At 71.4% G+C, this 14,436-nt stretch carries 14 protein-coding genes; 9 read left to right on the forward strand and 5 right to left on the reverse strand.

Annotated features, from left to right (window positions below):
- Positions 1 to 63 precede the first annotated feature (63 nt).
- Positions 64 to 972, forward strand: coding sequence for an oxygenase MpaB family protein (locus tag ACIOC0_RS01865; protein ID WP_402151106.1), 909 nt, complete (start codon positions 64 to 66; stop codon positions 970 to 972).
- Here the strand turns inward: ACIOC0_RS01865 and ACIOC0_RS01870 are convergent.
- Positions 958 to 1,482, reverse strand: coding sequence for a PadR family transcriptional regulator (locus ACIOC0_RS01870; RefSeq protein ID WP_402151112.1), 525 nt, complete (start codon positions 1,480 to 1,482; stop codon positions 958 to 960). The genes ACIOC0_RS01865 and ACIOC0_RS01870 overlap by 15 nt on opposite strands.
- 121 nt (positions 1,483 to 1,603) lie before the next feature.
- On the opposite strand from ACIOC0_RS01870, the gene ACIOC0_RS01875 reads away from it, so the two are divergent.
- Complete coding sequence (locus ACIOC0_RS01875) at positions 1,604 to 2,362, forward strand: alpha/beta fold hydrolase (protein ID WP_402151114.1); 759 nt, start codon at positions 1,604 to 1,606, stop codon at positions 2,360 to 2,362.
- Positions 2,363 to 2,407: 45 nt separating this feature from the next.
- On the opposite strand, the gene ACIOC0_RS01880 is transcribed toward ACIOC0_RS01875, so the two are convergent.
- Positions 2,408 to 3,007 carry a class I SAM-dependent methyltransferase gene (locus tag ACIOC0_RS01880; protein WP_402151117.1) on the reverse strand — a complete coding sequence of 200 codons (600 nt, stop codon included), beginning with the start codon at positions 3,005 to 3,007 and terminating at the stop codon, positions 2,408 to 2,410.
- Between the two features lie 152 nt (positions 3,008 to 3,159).
- On the opposite strand from ACIOC0_RS01880, the gene ACIOC0_RS01885 reads away from it, so the two are divergent.
- The 5 genes from ACIOC0_RS01885 (at position 3,160) to ACIOC0_RS01905 (ending at position 8,531) form a co-directional block, all read left to right on the forward strand.
- The gene (locus ACIOC0_RS01885) at positions 3,160 to 3,957 is read left to right on the forward strand and encodes an MHYT domain-containing protein (RefSeq protein WP_402151120.1); all 798 of its coding nucleotides are present in this window, start codon (positions 3,160 to 3,162) and stop codon (positions 3,955 to 3,957) included.
- 227 nt (positions 3,958 to 4,184) lie between these two features.
- Positions 4,185 to 6,998: a nitrate- and nitrite sensing domain-containing protein gene (locus tag ACIOC0_RS01890; RefSeq protein WP_402151122.1), complete on the forward strand. Its 2,814-nt coding sequence runs from the start codon at positions 4,185 to 4,187 to the stop codon at positions 6,996 to 6,998.
- Positions 6,995 to 7,432, forward strand: coding sequence for a roadblock/LC7 domain-containing protein (locus ACIOC0_RS01895; RefSeq protein ID WP_402151124.1), 438 nt, complete (start codon positions 6,995 to 6,997; stop codon positions 7,430 to 7,432). Before ACIOC0_RS01890 ends, ACIOC0_RS01895 begins: the two co-directional genes overlap by 4 nt.
- Positions 7,433 to 7,454: 22 nt before the next feature.
- Positions 7,455 to 7,865: a DUF742 domain-containing protein gene (locus tag ACIOC0_RS01900; protein WP_402151127.1), complete on the forward strand. Its 411-nt coding sequence runs from the start codon at positions 7,455 to 7,457 to the stop codon at positions 7,863 to 7,865.
- 60 nt (positions 7,866 to 7,925) lie between these two features.
- Positions 7,926 to 8,531, forward strand: a complete 606-nt coding sequence (locus ACIOC0_RS01905; RefSeq protein WP_130440202.1) for an ATP/GTP-binding protein — start codon at positions 7,926 to 7,928, stop codon at positions 8,529 to 8,531.
- 56 nt (positions 8,532 to 8,587) lie between these two features.
- On the opposite strand, the gene ACIOC0_RS01910 is transcribed toward ACIOC0_RS01905, so the two are convergent.
- Entirely contained in the window at positions 8,588 to 9,016 is a 429-nt protein-coding gene (locus ACIOC0_RS01910) for a PPOX class F420-dependent oxidoreductase (protein ID WP_402151129.1), read from the reverse strand.
- A 130-nt stretch (positions 9,017 to 9,146) separates the two neighbouring features.
- On the opposite strand from ACIOC0_RS01910, the gene ACIOC0_RS01915 reads away from it, so the two are divergent.
- Both ACIOC0_RS01915 and ACIOC0_RS01920 read left to right on the forward strand, forming a co-directional pair.
- Positions 9,147 to 9,560: a roadblock/LC7 domain-containing protein gene (locus ACIOC0_RS01915; RefSeq protein WP_402151132.1), complete on the forward strand. Its 414-nt coding sequence runs from the start codon at positions 9,147 to 9,149 to the stop codon at positions 9,558 to 9,560.
- Between the two features lie 137 nt (positions 9,561 to 9,697).
- Positions 9,698 to 10,696, forward strand: coding sequence for a DUF6397 family protein (locus tag ACIOC0_RS01920; RefSeq protein WP_402151134.1), 999 nt, complete (start codon positions 9,698 to 9,700; stop codon positions 10,694 to 10,696).
- Between the two features lie 101 nt (positions 10,697 to 10,797).
- On the opposite strand, the gene ACIOC0_RS01925 is transcribed toward ACIOC0_RS01920, so the two are convergent.
- A complete protein-coding gene (locus tag ACIOC0_RS01925; protein ID WP_402151137.1) occupies positions 10,798 to 11,664 on the reverse strand; it encodes an acyl-CoA thioesterase in 867 nt (288 codons plus the stop codon).
- 115 nt (positions 11,665 to 11,779) lie between these two features.
- Complete coding sequence (locus tag ACIOC0_RS01930) at positions 11,780 to 14,293, reverse strand: DEAD/DEAH box helicase (RefSeq protein ID WP_402151140.1); 2,514 nt, start codon at positions 14,291 to 14,293, stop codon at positions 11,780 to 11,782.
- Positions 14,294 to 14,436 lie beyond the last annotated feature (143 nt).

Genomic DNA, 14,436 nt, shown 5'->3' on the forward strand with positions numbered 1-14,436 from the left:
TCTCCCGCTCGACGACGTAAAGTTGAGGAAGTCGGGGTTGCCGGGGCGGAGGGGGCCAGAGTGGTGAAGCGCTACGAGCGACTCGCACAGATCCGGCGTATGGACCCCTACGAGAACGCCTCCGAGATCTACCGGCTCTCCGTGGCGTACGAGTTCCCCTGGGACTTCGCACGCGCTTTGGAACTGGCCCTGTACCGCACCTACGCCGTCCCCAGCATCGGAAGCCTGCTCGCGCGTACCGCGGAGCTCACGGACCGTACGCAGAAACGCTACGACGACACCTCGCTGCTCCTCGACGCCGTCGTCGAGCACGGCTTCGGCAGCGCCGAGGGCCGCACGGCCGTCCGCCGCATCAACCAGATGCACCGCAGCTACGACATCGCCGACGACGACATGCGCTACGTGCTCTGCACGTTCGTCGTGATGCCCAAGCGCTGGATCGACGCCTACGGATGGCGCCGGCTGTCGCGCCACGAGATCGTCGCCTCCACCGTCCACTACCGCGCCCTGGGGCAGCGCATGGGGATCAAGGACATCCCCGAGACCTGCGAGGACTTCGAGGCCTGTCTCGACGCCTACGAGGAGGCCCGCTTCGGATGGGACGAGGGGGCCAGGCGGGTCTCGGACGCGACGCTCGCGCTGATGGCCTCCTGGTACCCGCGGCCGCTCGCCCCCGTGCTGCGCGCCACGACCCTCGCCCTGCTCGACGAGCCTTTGCTGAAGGCCTTCCGCTACACCCCGCCCGGTCCGTTCACGCGCGCGCTGGTGCGTCGGGCGGTACGCGCGCGTGGGCGCGCCGTCCGCCTGCTGCCGCCGCGCCGAGCGCCCCACTTCGCGCGCCAGAACCGGGAGATCAAGGGGTACCCGCAGGGCTACCGGCTCGCGGACCTGGGCACCCGGCCGGTGCCCGGCGTGCGAGGGTGCCCGGTGCGCCATGTCGACCTCGGTGAGACCGGGTCAGCCGCCCAGTGAGCGCAGCGTGTCACGCAGCCAGGTGAGTTCGGCACGAGAGGTCGCGCGCGCGATCGTCAGCATCCCTTGCCGGAAGGGGTCGTCCAGCTCCTCCGCGCGCAGCGGCCGGTCGCCGTCGTAGAAGAAGCTCGCCGGCTCCTCCAGGAAGGCGAGCCGACGGCGGAGCACGACCGCCTGGGCCTCGGCGTCGTCAAGATGCCGTAGGAACGCGAGCAGGGTGAACCAGCGGTTCTCGTCGGTGACGTCCCGCTCGCCGGGCTCGGCGAGCCGCCGGCGCAGCTCGCGCCGGCCCTCCTCGGTGAGACTCAGGACGTGCCGGGGCGCGGCCGCGGCGCCAGGTTGCGTCGTGCGTACCAAGAGGCCGGCGTTCTCCAGGCGTTTGATCGCCGGGTACAGCGTGCTCTCGGCCACGGGACGTACGTGCCCGGTCAGCGCCGTGATGCGTTTGCGCAGCTCATAGCCGTGCAGAGGGGCGTCGTACAGGAAACCGAGAATGGAGAGCTCCAGCATGCCCGTATTCTGCCGCACGTTCGCGGTATCTCGGAGCTCAGGTACTACGTTGACGCGATACATCGTAGTCGATGTATGGTCTTCACGGAGTCGGCCGAGCAGATGTTCCGAGGAGGCAGTCATGCGGCAGGCAGAGTTCGGCGGCGGGGGAAGCCGCATCCGGTGGACGGAGACACCGGGCGCCGAGCCCGCGCGCGTGTACGTCCACGGACTGGGCGCGACCTCGGCCGTCTACCACGCGCACGTGGCGTCCCGGCCCGAACTCGCGGGCCGGCGCAGCCTGTTCGTGGACCTGCCCGGACACGGCATCAGCGACCGGCCCGCGGACTTCGGCTACACGCTCGATGAGCACGCCGACGCGCTGGCCGCCGCGCTGGACTCGGCGGGCGTCGCCGACGCCGAACTCGTCGCCCACAGCATGGGCGGCTCGGTGGCCATCGTGCTCGCCCACCGCCGTCCCGACCTGGTCTCCCGGCTCGTCCTGACGGAGGCCAACCTCGACGCCTTCCCACCGCCGACCGCGGGCAGCAGCGGCATCGCGAACCACTCCGAGGACGACTTCGTCGACGGGGGCCACGCGCGTGTGCTGGAGAGCGTCGGCCCCCTGTGGGCGGCGACCATGCGGCTCGCGGATCCGCGCGCCCTGCACCGCAGCGCCGTCGGGCTCAGGCGCGGATCCGAGCCGGTCATGCGGGAGATGCTGACGGGGTTGACCGCCGTGGACCGCGTCTACCTGCAGGGTGAACTCAGCGGGGCGCTCGAAGGGACGGACGCCCTGGCGCGCGCGGGAGTGCGCGTGGTGACGGTCCCGGACGCCGGGCACAACGTCATGTTCGACAACCCCGACGCTTTCGTCGAGGCGGTCGCCGGAAAAGCGTGAGCCCCCGGGGTCCCGCGCGCGACGGCGCGCAAGTGTGCGGCGGCCTCAGGCCTCCCGCACGGCCAAGGCCAGATAACGGGTGTCCTCGTCGACATATGACGTCATGCGCCACCCGGAACCGGCCAGCAGGGGACGCAGGTTCGCCTCCGCGCGCAGGTCGTCCGCGGTGATCTGTCGGCCGTGCCGCGCCGCGAGCGCTGCCCTGCCGATCGGGTGGAACAGCGCCAACGTGCCGCCGACGCGCACCACCCGGGCCAACTCCCGCAGATTCGCCTCCGGTTGACGCAGGTGCGATATGAGGCCCGCCCCGAACACGGCGTCGAGCGACCCCGAGCGCAGAGGGAGCGCGGCGACGTCGGCGAGCAGCAGTCGCGCGTCGCGGTGGCGTCCTGCGCGTACGGCGGCCTCCAGCATGGCCGACGTCAGATCGACCCCGACGACCGCTCCCGAGGCCCCCACGGCCGCGCGGAGGGGCGGCAGGGCCCGTCCCGTACCGCAGCCCGCGTCCAGTACGCGGTCGCCCTCGCGCAGACCGAGCTCGGTGACGGCGGCCGCGTAGGCGGGGCCGTCGTCGGGGAACCTCCGGTCCCAGTCCGCGGCGCGGGTGGTGAAGAACTCCTGCACGCGTGTGTGGTCGTCGCTCATGCACCGCATGATTCCTCACCCTCGAGGAGGAGATGACGGCGCGCATGTTCGAGCGTGGGGCGATCGAGCCGGTGCACATCCATGTCAGATTGCGGCACCTTTCGAAATGCGCCCCCATTGCGCTCCTGTGCCCCCACTAGCGTCCCGGGTCCATGGGACACCTGGACCACGCCGCCTTCGGCTGGCTGACCCCCGTGCTGTCGTACGCGATGGCCTGCGTCGGCGCCGCCCTCGGGCTGCGCTGCACGGTCCGCGCGCTGGGCACCGCAGGTCGCTCGCGCCGCAACTGGCTGGTGACGGCCGCCTCTTCGATCGGCACCGGCATCTGGACCATGCACTTCGTGGCCATGCTCGGCTTCGCCGTCAGCGGCACCGACATCCGCTACGACGTCCCCCTGACCGTGCTCAGCCTCCTCGTCGCCATGATCGTCGTCTGCGCCGGTGTCTTCGCCGTCGGCTACGGCCGAGGCCGCACGCGCGCGTTGCTGATCGGCGGACTCACCACAGGCCTGGGCGTGGCGAGCATGCACTACCTGGGCATGGCCGCCGTACGGCTGCACGGCGACGTGACGTACGACCCGATGCGCGTCGGGCTCTCCGTCCTGATCGCCGTGGTGGCGGCGACCGCGGCACTCTGGGCGGCACTGAACATCAAGTCCCCGGTCGCCGTCACCCTGGCGTCCCTCGTCATGGGCGCGGCGGTGAGCAGCATGCACTACACGGCGATGTTCGCCGTGCACGTGCGGGTCACGCCGTCCGGCGAGGCGCTGCATGGGGCCACGGCGATGCAGTTCATCTTCCCCCTCGCCGTCGGTCTCGGGTCCTACCTCTTCCTCACCTCGGCCTTCGTCGCCCTGTCGCCCACCACGGGGGAACGCGAGGCGTCCGCCTCGGCCCAGCAGCTTCCCGACCGTGTCACCGGCGGCGGTCGGCGGACCCGGGCCGGGTGACCGCGGACGGCCGTGCCCTCGGCTGCCCCTCATCACCGGCACGTTCGTGACTCCCGTACGACCCGCGCGGCCCATCGCCGGACCACGCGTCCTCCAACCAACCGCACGCCCGACAACGGACCGCACCTCCCGTAGGGGCCCTCGGTCCGCGCACACGACCGCACGTACCGCACGGGGCCGGGGTCCGCACAGGACCGCACGCCCCGACGACTCCGAGCGAGGAGGCCATGCGCACACCCCGGAGCACCTCCATGGGCGATGCCGAGCCGCCACCCCCCGTGCGCGGCCGCCGCGCCCACGCCGGACCGCCCGCCGACGAAGGCCCGGACGGGCAGGCGGGAACACCGGCGACCGCGGCTCTCACGCGCGCGGGACGCCGGCGGCTCCGCCCGCGCACCGTCCGCGCCAAGATCGTCTGCCTGCTGATGGTGCCGGTCGTCTCCCTGCTGGCCCTGTGGGCGTACGCCACCGTCAGCACCGCCCAGGACATCTCCCGACTGCGCCAGGTGCAGCGCGTGGACGCACAGCTCCGCACGCCCGTCACGGACGCGGTCGTGGCGCTGCAGACCGAGCGGGCCGCCGCCGTACGCCATGCGATCCGCCCCGCCGCCGCACAGGAGACCGAGCTGAAGGAGCTCGGGGAGCGGACGGACCGCGCGGTGGCCAGGCTCAGGCTCGGCGACGACAGCACCGTGGCCGACGGTCAGGAGCTGCCCGCCGATGTCGCCCGACGCCTGGAGGCGTTCGTCTCCGGGGCGGAGGCACTGCCCGCCCTGCGGACCACCGTGATCGACGGCGACGCGGACTGGGCCGAGGTCTACGGGACCTACACCCGGACGATCTCGGCCGCCTTCTCCGTAGGCGGCTCCCTCTCCGGCATTCAGGACGCCGAACTCGGCTCCGACGCGCGCGTGCTGCTCGAATTCGGTCGAGCCGGAGAAGCGCTGGCCCAGGAGGACGCCGTCCTCGGCAGCGCACGTCTGGCCGGCAGCCTCGACGGCGCACGCCTGCGCCTGTTCACCGGCGCCGTCGACACGCGCCGCGCCCTCACCGAGTCGGCCACGGCCGACCTGGGCGGCCCTGAGCGCGCGGCCTGGCGAAACCTGTCCACCAGCGGCGCGTACACCGTCGTGAACGCCGCCGAGGACAGGGTGCTCGCGGCGGAGCCCGGCGACCCGGCCGTCGCCGCCGCACCCGAGACAGCCTGGCGCCAGGCACACGCGCGCGTACAGGACGGCATGCGGGCCGTCGAGGCGGACGCCGCGCGCCGGGTCGCCGAGCGCGCCGACCCGTTCACCCGCGGCCTGCTCACCCCGGCCGGCGCGGCCGTGCTGCTCGGTCTCGCCGCCGTCGCCGCCTCGCTCGTCATCTCGGTGCGCATCGGCCGCGCCCTCGTCGTCGAACTGGTCGGCCTGCGCAACAGCGCCCTGGAGATCGCCCGGCGCAAACTACCCGAGGCCATGCGCAGACTCCGCGCCGGCGAGGAGATCGACGTGCGTGCCGAGGCGCCGCCCGGGGCGCCCGCCGAAGACGAGACCGGCCAGGTCGCCGAGGCGCTGGCCACCGTCCACCGCGCCGCCCTCAAGGCCGCCGTGGAACGTGCCGAGCTGGCCAGCGGCATCTCCGGGGTGTTCGTCAACCTCGCCCGGCGCAGCCAGATCCTCGTCCACCGCCAGCTCAGCCTCCTGGACAGCATGGAGCGCCGCTCGGACGACCCGGACGAGCTCAGCGACCTCTTCCGGCTCGACCACCTCACCACGCGCATGCGGCGTCACGCCGAGAGCCTGATCATCCTCTCCGGGGCGGCCCCCGGCCGGGCCTGGCGCATGCCGGTGTCACTGACCAACGTCGTCCGTGCCGCCGTCTCCGAGGTCGAGGACTACGCGCGCGTGGAGGTGGGCCGGCTCCCGGAGGCGTCCGTCGACGGCGCCGCCGTCGCCGACCTCACCCACCTTCTGGCCGAACTCGTCGAGAACGCCGCCCAGTTCTCGCCCCCGCACACACGCGTACGCGTCACCGGCGAGCCCGTCGGCAACGGCTACGCCCTGGAGGTGGAGGACCGGGGACTGGGCATGGGCAAGGAGACCCTCGCGCAGGCCAACCGGCGCATCGCCCAGTCCCAGGCCCTCGACCTCTTCGACAGCGACCGGCTCGGACTGTTCGTGGTCAGCAGGCTCGCCGCCCGCCACGACGTCAGGGTGCACCTGCGGACCTCGCCCTACGGCGGCACCACGGCGGTCGTCCTGCTGCCGACCGCCCTTCTGCACGGCGGCCACCCGAAACGCCCCGCCCACGAGGCGGCCGACGCGGGACAACCGGAGGAACGCGCCTACGCGCGCGTGCCCGGTGCCGACCGACACCGGGAGGCCGTGCCGGCGACCGCCGACCGACCGGCTCTGACAGCCTCCGCCCACTCCGCCCATACGGTTTCCCCGCCGGTCGCCCCCGCGGAGGGTCCCGCCGTCCGGGCCGCCGACGAGCCGGCGGAAGCCGACACCCCACCTTCCGGTGTCACCGCCTTGCGCCTGCACCGCCCACCGGACGACCCGGGCGCCTCGGACGGACCGGGCGGACCGGCCGCCGGACACTCCGGAGGGCGCCTGGCCGGGTCGCCCACGAGAGCCTTTGGGGGACGTCAGCCCGAACCGCCCGCCGGACCGTTCAGGGGATCTCACGCCGGGCCACCCGCGAGGCCGTCGGACGGACCTCATGCCGGGGCACCTGCGCGCCCGGCCCCGGGGCGACAGTCCGAACCACCCGCCGCCGGACCGTCCAGAGGACAAGCCACCGGATCGGACGACCTCCCGCGCCGGGTACGACAGGCGAGTCTGGCCCCGCAACTGCGCAGGTCACCGACCGAGGACCCCGCCGGGACGGCACCGGGCCGACACGGCGGCGAGCGGCGCACCCCCGAACTCGTGCGCGATCGGATGGCCGCCTACCAGGACGGCTGGGCGCGCGGCGGCGGCAGGCGACCCGGCAGCGATGCCACCCCGGACCCCGAACCGGGCAGCGAAAGCAGCGAAGGAGATTCCGCATGATCCAGGACCCGAGCACGAGACCTGCCGGCCGCTCCGGTGAACTCGATTGGCTGCTGGACGACTTGGTGATGCGCGTCAGTGAGGTACGGCACGCGGTCGTGTTGTCCAACGACGGCCTCGCCGTGGGCTCCTCCAGCGCCCTCAGCCGCGAGGACGCCGAACACCTCTCCGCCGTGGCCTCCGGATTCCACAGCCTCGCCAAGGGCGCCGGCCGGCACTTCGGCGTCGGGGGCGTCCGACAGACCATGGTCGAGATGGACGACGGCTTCCTGTTCGTGGCCGCTGCGGGCGACGGCTCCTGCCTCGCCGTCCTCACCGCCGTGACCGCCGACATCGGCCTGGTCGGCTACGAGATGGCACGGCTGGTCAAACGCGTCGGCGAGCACCTCTACACGCCGCCGCGATTCTCCTCGCGGCCGCACACCGCTGGCTGAGGCGAGAGAGCGACCCGTGCGGATGACCGAGGACCCAGCCGCCGCGCTGAACGAACAGGGCAGCCGGTGGTACGACAGCGAGGCCGGGCCGATCGTCCGCCCCTACGCGATGACCGGCGGACGGACGAGATCCGGCCCCGCCGGAGTCGACTTCGACCTGATCGCCCTGATCACCCCGAGTCCCGGCGCAACCGACGAGGGTGACACCGGGCTGGGCCCGGAGCACCGGACCCTCGTCGACCTGTGCCGCGCGGAGACGCAGTCCGTCGCGGAACTCGCCGCCGGCGCCGACCTGCCCGTGGGCGTCGTACGGGTCCTCCTCGGCGACCTGCTGGAACGCGGCCGCGTCACGGTCAGCCGCCCGGTGCCGCCCGCGCAACTTCCCGACGAGCGGATCCTGCGCGAGGTCATCGCGGGGCTGCGGGCCCTGTAGACGAACGCGGCGCTCCATCCCGAAACCCACCGACCGACACCGTCCTGAGAGAAGTGATCCATGGTCCCCGAGCACTCCGAGGCCACGGGCGGCGACACGGCCGCGCTGGCGTTGAAGATCCTGGTCGCCGGCGGGTTCGGCGTGGGCAAGACCACGCTGGTGGGTGCGGTCAGCGAGATCAAGCCGCTGCGCACCGAGGAACTCCTCAGCGAAGCGGGCCAGTCGGTGGACGACACCGACGGCGTGGACCAGAAGGTCACGACGACCGTCGCCATGGACTTCGGCCGGATCACCATCCGCTCCGGGCTCTCCCTGTACCTGTTCGGCACCCCGGGCCAGGACCGCTTCTGGTTCCTGTGGGACGAACTGTCACAGGGGGCGCTGGGCGCGGTGGTCCTCGCCGACACGCGGCGCCTGGCGGACTGCTTCCCGGCCGTCGACTACTTCGAGCACCGGCACATCCCGTTCGTGGTGGCCGTCAACTGCTTCACGGGAGCGCGCGCATACGCAGCCCCCGAGGTCTCCCGCGCCCTCGACCTCGACGAGGGCACCCCCGTCGTGATGTGCGACGCGCGTGACCGGGCCTCGGGGAAGGAAGTGCTGATCCAACTAGTCGAGTACGCCGGGCGGATGCACGCCGCCCGGCTGCTCGACTCCGTGAGTTGACGACCCACGCCGCGTACGACCGCGTGTCCGGCCGTCTCAGTCGGCCATCGCTGCTCTCAGTCGGCCACGGCCGACTGCGCCAGGACCTTGTCGATCGTGACCCGGACGAGGAGTTCGCCGGGGACGCCGTTGCGGGCGCCGAACTCCTCGGCGCGCTCCTCACCCATGTAGCGCGCCGCGATACGGGTCGCCCAGTGGCGCACCTCGCCGACATCTTCGGAGATGCCGGCGGTGCCCTGCAGCACCACGAAGCCGAACGGCGGCCGGTCGTCGTCCACGCACAGCGCGACGCGGCCGTCCCGCGCCAGATTGCGCCCCTTCACCGAGCCCTTGCCGGTGTTGAAGACCACCTCGTCCCCGTCGAGCAGGAACCAGATGGGCGCCACGTGCGGGCTGCCGTCCGCACGGACGGTCGACAGTTTTCCGGTGCGGGTGCCGTGTGAGACGAACGCCCGCCATTCCTCATCGGTCATCTTGTGTGCCATGACCCCATACTCCTTGCCCGCCGGCCGATGGTGGGGAAGGCTGGCGGACAGGCTCTCGGGGCCGAGGGCGTGCCCGCGCCCCCGGCAGGGCGGACACGACACGGGGAACGTGACACGGGGAGACGCTGACATGGCGCAGAAGCAGGGGCTGGGGTGGCTGCTGGACGATCTGACCGAACGGGTCGGTCACGTCCGTCACGCGCTGGTCCTGTCCAACGACGGGCTGGTGGCGGGCGCGAGTACGGGGCTGCGCCGGGAGGACGCCGAGCACCTCGCGGCGGTCTCGTCCGGCTTGCACAGTCTGGCCAAGGGATCCGGGAGGCACTTCGGGGCGGGCCAGGTGCGTCAGACGATGATCGAGTTCGACGACGCGTTGCTGTTCGTCACCGCGGCCGGCACCGGAAGCTGCCTGTGCGTGCTCAGCGGCGCGGAGGCCGACATGGGACAGATCGCCTACGAGATGGCTCTGCTCGTCAATCGGGTCGGAGAACACCTGGTCGTCGACGCACGCCGACCCGGGTCGGCACCGTACACGGACCTCTGACCTGCGCTTTCCGCGACTTTCGGGACGTTTTCCTTAGTTATCCACAGGCTTGCCGCGATCTGCGTGAATCCGGATACGGTTTTTCCCAGGCCACCGCGGACGGCGCGGAGGCACCGTACTCCACGGGGGAGACGACCATGTCCGGTCACACCGTCATGCCGGCGCACGCTCCGGCCCGCAGCCTCAGCCGTGCGGCACGAGAACTGGGTCTGAAGCGCAGCGAGTTCGATCTCGCCGTGAACCTCGGGCGTATCAGGACCGTGCCCGACGAGGGCGGCGGGGGCCGCCGGGTGGCGTGCGCCGAGATCGACCGGCTGCTGCGCTCGCCCGGCTTTCCCGAGACGTTGGCCGACAGCGTCAAGGCCGTCGGCACCACCGAGGGCGCTCAGATCGTGGGGGTGCCGCCCGCTCGTTTCAGCCGCCTGGCAAAGGTGGGGCTGGTGGTGCCGGTGAACTTCTACCTCAACCGCTATCGAGCTGTCGTCTGGCTGTATCTGGCCGAGGAACTACGCCAGTTCGCGCACGACGGGAACAACGCGTTCCTGCTCTCGGGGCGCACGCCCGACTGGATCCGGGGGCAGTTGGCGGCCGGGCAGGACCTGCGGCCCCGCAACTGGCGAGGACGCCATCTGGGCTTCCTCCTGCGGCAGGCCGAAGGTCCCTGGCAGCAAGCGGGAGCACTGGCCGCGTTCCTCGGCCCGGCGCAGATCGCGGAGATCGTCAGCGATGCCTACGAACGAAGCCACCTGAACCGCTTCCGACCCGCGCCGCCGGCACACGGGGTGCCGGGATCACCGGCCGCGCATCTCGTCGAGAAGATCACGACAGCGGACGATCCCGACGAGATCGGCTGGCTGAGGTCCGACCTGGCCCGGGCACTGGACGAGGCCCGAACCCACCAGCCGGCGCCCCGCCCGGCGAACATCGCCACACTCACGCCCTTCCCGGCGCAGGCCACCCCATCGGAAGCCGACCCGGCGGTCGTCACCGCATCGGCGCCCGCGCCGCAGACCGGCGCCGCACCGGCGCCGGTCGTCACTCCGGCACCCACATCCGTGGAGCGAGCGACGACGCCGGACGAGCGGCGGAACTCGCGCGGCGGTCTGCTCGGGTGGCTTCGCCGCAGAGGTGCATGAACAACGCTGTCCCGCCCCGGTCGATCCGAGATCAGCCCTTCCGAGATCAGCCCTTCCGAGAGGGGCCGTTCAGCGACCCACCACGCTGAGATCCCGTCGGCCTACAGAGTGCGGAAGAGGCCCTCCTGCACGACGGACACCAGCAGGCGCCCCTGAACGTCGTAGATCCGCCCGCGGGCCAGACCGCGCCCGCCCGTCGCGATCGGCGACTCCTGGTCGTACAGGAACCACTCGTCCGCGCGGAACGGCCGATGGAACCACATCGCGTGGTCCAGAGACGCCATGTCGAAGTTCCGCGGCCCCCACAGGGGTTCGACGGGGAGCCGGACGGCGTCCAGGAGCGTCATGTCGCTGGCGTACGTCAACGCGCAGGTGTGCACGAGAGGGTCGTCTCCCAGCGGACCGACAGCACGCATCCACACCGCGCTGCGTGGCTCGGCGTCCTTGATCTCCTCGGGCTTCCAGCGCAGCCCGTCGGCGTACCGGATGTCGAAGGGCTGGCGGCGCGCCATCCGCTCCAACTGCTCGGGCAGCGCGCCCAGATGCTCCCGGACCTCCTCGGTGACCGTCGGCAGGGACTCCGGGTCCGGGACTTCCCGGGCCGGCGGCAGCTGGTGCTCGAAAGGACCTTCCTCAGGCTTGTGAAAGGAGGCGGTGAGATTGAAGATCGTGCGGCCCTGCTGCACGGCGGTGACCCGGCGCGTCGTGAACGACCGCCCGTCCCGCACCCGCTCGACCTGGTACACGATCGGCACGCCCGGCCGGCCCGGACGCAGGAAGTACGCGTGCAGCGAGTGCACGGGCCGGCCCCCGTCCGTGGTGCGGCCGGCCGCGACCAGCGCCTGGCCGGCCACCTGGCCGCCGAAGACCCGCTGGAGGGACTCGTGCGGGCTGCGGCCGCGGAAGATGTTGACCTCGATCTGCTCCAGGTCGAGCAGGTCGACGAGCCTCTCGGCGGGATTCGTCATCGGTGTGCTTCTCCTGTGCCTGCCCCGGCGCCTTGTTCCGCGCCTGCTTGCGACCTTGTTCCTGACCGTGTTCCGGCGCGTGCCCCGACATCCCGGCGGGCAGCCGTTCCGGTGCTCACAGCTGGCCCACGTCGGTGACGCGGATCACCGCGCGGCCCTCGGCGTCCGAGGCCGTGAGGTCGACCTCCGCGCTGATGCCCCAGTCGTGGTCGTCGTTCGGGTCGTCGAAGATCTGACGGACCCGCCACAGCGCGTTCTGCGGCTCCTCCTGGATGACCAGCAGCTTGGGGCCACGGGCGTCCGGGCCGGTGCCGAGGTCGTCGTACTCGTCCCAGTACTTGTCCATCGCCTCGCCCCACGCGTCGGCGTCCCAGCCGGACTCGGCGTCCATCTCGCCCAGTTCGTTCACGTGATCCAGGGCGGCGAGCTCGACGCGGCGGAACATCGCGTTGCGGACGAGGACACGGAAGGCGCGCGCGTTCGTGGTGACCGGCTTGACCTCGTCGGCCTTCTCCTGAGCCTCCTCGGCGGTCATCTCCTCCGGGTTGGCCAGCTGCTCCCATTCGTCCAGCAGGCTGGAGTCGACCTGGCGCACCATCTCGCCCAGCCACTCGATCAGATCCTGGAGGTCCTCGGACTTCAGGTCGTCCGGAATGGTGTGGTCGAGGGTCTTGTAGGCGCTGGCCAGGTAGCGCAGCACGATGCCTTCGGTGCGGGCCAGCTCGTAGTGGGACACCAGCTCGGTGAACGACATCGCCCGCTCGTACATGTCGCGGATCACCGACTTCGGCGACAGCGGATGGTCGCCGACCCACGGGTGGCTCTTGCGGTAGGTGTCGTACGCGTGGAAGAGCAACTCCTCCAGCGGCTTCGGGTAGGTGATGTCCTGGAGGCGCTCCATGCGCTCCTCGTACTCGACGCCGTCCGCCTTCATCGCGGCGACGGCCTCTCCGCGCGCCTTGTTCTGCTGCGCGGCGAGGATCTGGCGCGGGTCGTCCAGGGTGGACTCCACGACCGAGACCATGTCGAGGGCGTAGGACGGCGATTCCGGGTCGAGCAGCTCGAAGGAGGCGAGTGCGAAGGTGGACAGCGGCTGGTTGAGCGCGAAGTCCTGCTGCAGGTCCACGGTGAGACGTACGACGCGGCCCGTGGCGTCCGGCTCGTCGAGCTTCTCCACGATGCCGCCGTCGAGCAGCGAGCGGTAGATGGCGATGGCGCGCCGGATGTGCCGCAACTGCTGCTTGCGCGGCTCGTGGTTGTCCTCCAGCAGATGCCGCATGGCCTGGAAGGCGTTGCCGGGGCGGGCGATCACCGACAGCAGCATCGTGTGCGTCACCCGGAACCGGGACGTCAGCGGCTCCGGCTCGGAGTCGATCAGCTTCTCGAAGGTGTTCTCCGTCCAGGCGACGAAGCCCTCCGGAGCCTTCTTGCGCACCACCTTGCGGCGCTTCTTCGGGTCGTCGCCGGCCTTTGCGAGCGCCTTCTCGTTCTCGATGACGTGCTCCGGCGCCTGCGCGACCACGAAGCCCGCCGTGTCGAACCCGGCCCGGCCGGCGCGGCCCGCGATCTGGTGGAACTCGCGCGCCCGGAGCGTGCGCACGCGGTTGCCGTCGTACTTCGTGAGCGCCGTGAACAGCACGGTGCGGATGGGCACGTTGACGCCCACGCCCAGCGTGTCCGTTCCGCAGATCACCTTCAGCAGGCCGGCCTGGGCGAGCTTCTCCACCAGTCGCCGGTACTTGGGCAGCATGCCTGCGTGGTGCACACCGATGCCGTGCCGCACGTACCGCGAGAGATTGCGGCCGAACTTGGTGGTGAAGCGGAAGTTGCCGATCAGCTCGGCGATCTGTTCCTTCTCCTCACGCGAGCACATGTTGATGCTCATCAACGCCTGCGCCCGCTCCACCGCCTGGGCCTGCGTGAAGTGCACGATGTACACGGGGGCCTGCTTGGTCTCCAGCAGGTCCGTGAGCGTCTCGGTCAGCGGCGTGTACCGGTACTCGTAGGACAGCGGCACGGGCCGGGTCGCCGAGCGGACCACCGCGGTGGGCCGGCCGGTGCGGCGGGTGAGGTCCTTCTCGAAGAAGGAGACGTCGCCGAGCGTCGCCGACATGAGGACGAACTGCGCCTGCGGCAGCTCCAGAATGGGGATCTGCCAGGCCCAGCCGCGGTCGCCCTCCGCGTAGAAGTGGAACTCGTCCATGACGACCTGGCCGACGTCGGCGTCCTTGCCGTCGCGCAGCGCGATCGATGCGAGCACCTCCGCGGTGCAGCAGATGACGGGGGCGTCGGCGTTGACGGACGCGTCGCCGGTCAGCATGCCGACGTTCTCCGTGCCGAAGATCTTGCACAGTTCGAAGAACTTCTCCGACACCAGCGCCTTGATCGGGGCGGTGTAGAAGGTGACCTCGTCCCGGGCCAGGGCGGCGAAGTGCGCGGCCGCCGCGATCATGCTCTTTCCGGAGCCGGTGGGCGTCGAAACGATCACGTTCGCCCCGGAGACCACCTCGATCAGCGCCTCCTCCTGATGGGGGTAGAGCGTGAGACCCCGCTCCTCGGCCCAGGACTCGAAGGCTTCGTACAGGGCGTCGGGATCTGCGGTCGGCGGCAGCTGATCGATGAGGGTCACGTCCCCATCTTGCCTGCCCAGGTGCCCGAGGCGGGAATCGGCTGCCGGACCGAAGATCACGGCCGATACGCTGTGTCGCCGACGGAGCGTCATCGCACCCGGTCAACTGGACAGCGGCACACGAGGAACAGGGCGGGCAACGG

It is taken from the genome of Streptomyces sp. NPDC088254 (assembly GCF_044740925.1).
Classification (GTDB): domain Bacteria; phylum Actinomycetota; class Actinomycetes; order Streptomycetales; family Streptomycetaceae; genus Streptomyces.

What these genes read in the sequence shown, in the direction of transcription:
- ACIOC0_RS01870 (WP_402151112.1), bottom strand. Translation starts at nt 1,482, where the DNA reads ATGCTGGAGCTCTCCATTCTCGGTTTCCTGTACGACGCCCCTCTGCAC.
- ACIOC0_RS01900 (WP_402151127.1), top strand. Translation starts at nt 7,455, where the DNA reads ATGACCGAGGACCCAGCCGCCGCGCTGAACGAACAGGGCAGCCGGTGG.
- ACIOC0_RS01885 (WP_402151120.1), top strand. Translation starts at nt 3,160, where the DNA reads ATGGGACACCTGGACCACGCCGCCTTCGGCTGGCTGACCCCCGTGCTG.
- ACIOC0_RS01880 (WP_402151117.1), bottom strand. Translation starts at nt 3,007, where the DNA reads ATGAGCGACGACCACACACGCGTGCAGGAGTTCTTCACCACCCGCGCC.
- ACIOC0_RS01910 (WP_402151129.1), bottom strand. Translation starts at nt 9,016, where the DNA reads ATGGCACACAAGATGACCGATGAGGAATGGCGGGCGTTCGTCTCACAC.
- ACIOC0_RS01875 (WP_402151114.1), top strand. Translation starts at nt 1,604, where the DNA reads ATGCGGCAGGCAGAGTTCGGCGGCGGGGGAAGCCGCATCCGGTGGACG.
- ACIOC0_RS01915 (WP_402151132.1), top strand. Translation starts at nt 9,147, where the DNA reads ATGGCGCAGAAGCAGGGGCTGGGGTGGCTGCTGGACGATCTGACCGAA.
- ACIOC0_RS01925 (WP_402151137.1), bottom strand. Translation starts at nt 11,664, where the DNA reads ATGACGAATCCCGCCGAGAGGCTCGTCGACCTGCTCGACCTGGAGCAG.
- ACIOC0_RS01920 (WP_402151134.1), top strand. Translation starts at nt 9,698, where the DNA reads ATGTCCGGTCACACCGTCATGCCGGCGCACGCTCCGGCCCGCAGCCTC.
- ACIOC0_RS01895 (WP_402151124.1), top strand. Translation starts at nt 6,995, where the DNA reads ATGATCCAGGACCCGAGCACGAGACCTGCCGGCCGCTCCGGTGAACTC.
- ACIOC0_RS01890 (WP_402151122.1), top strand. Translation starts at nt 4,185, where the DNA reads ATGCGCACACCCCGGAGCACCTCCATGGGCGATGCCGAGCCGCCACCC.
- ACIOC0_RS01905 (WP_130440202.1), top strand. Translation starts at nt 7,926, where the DNA reads ATGGTCCCCGAGCACTCCGAGGCCACGGGCGGCGACACGGCCGCGCTG.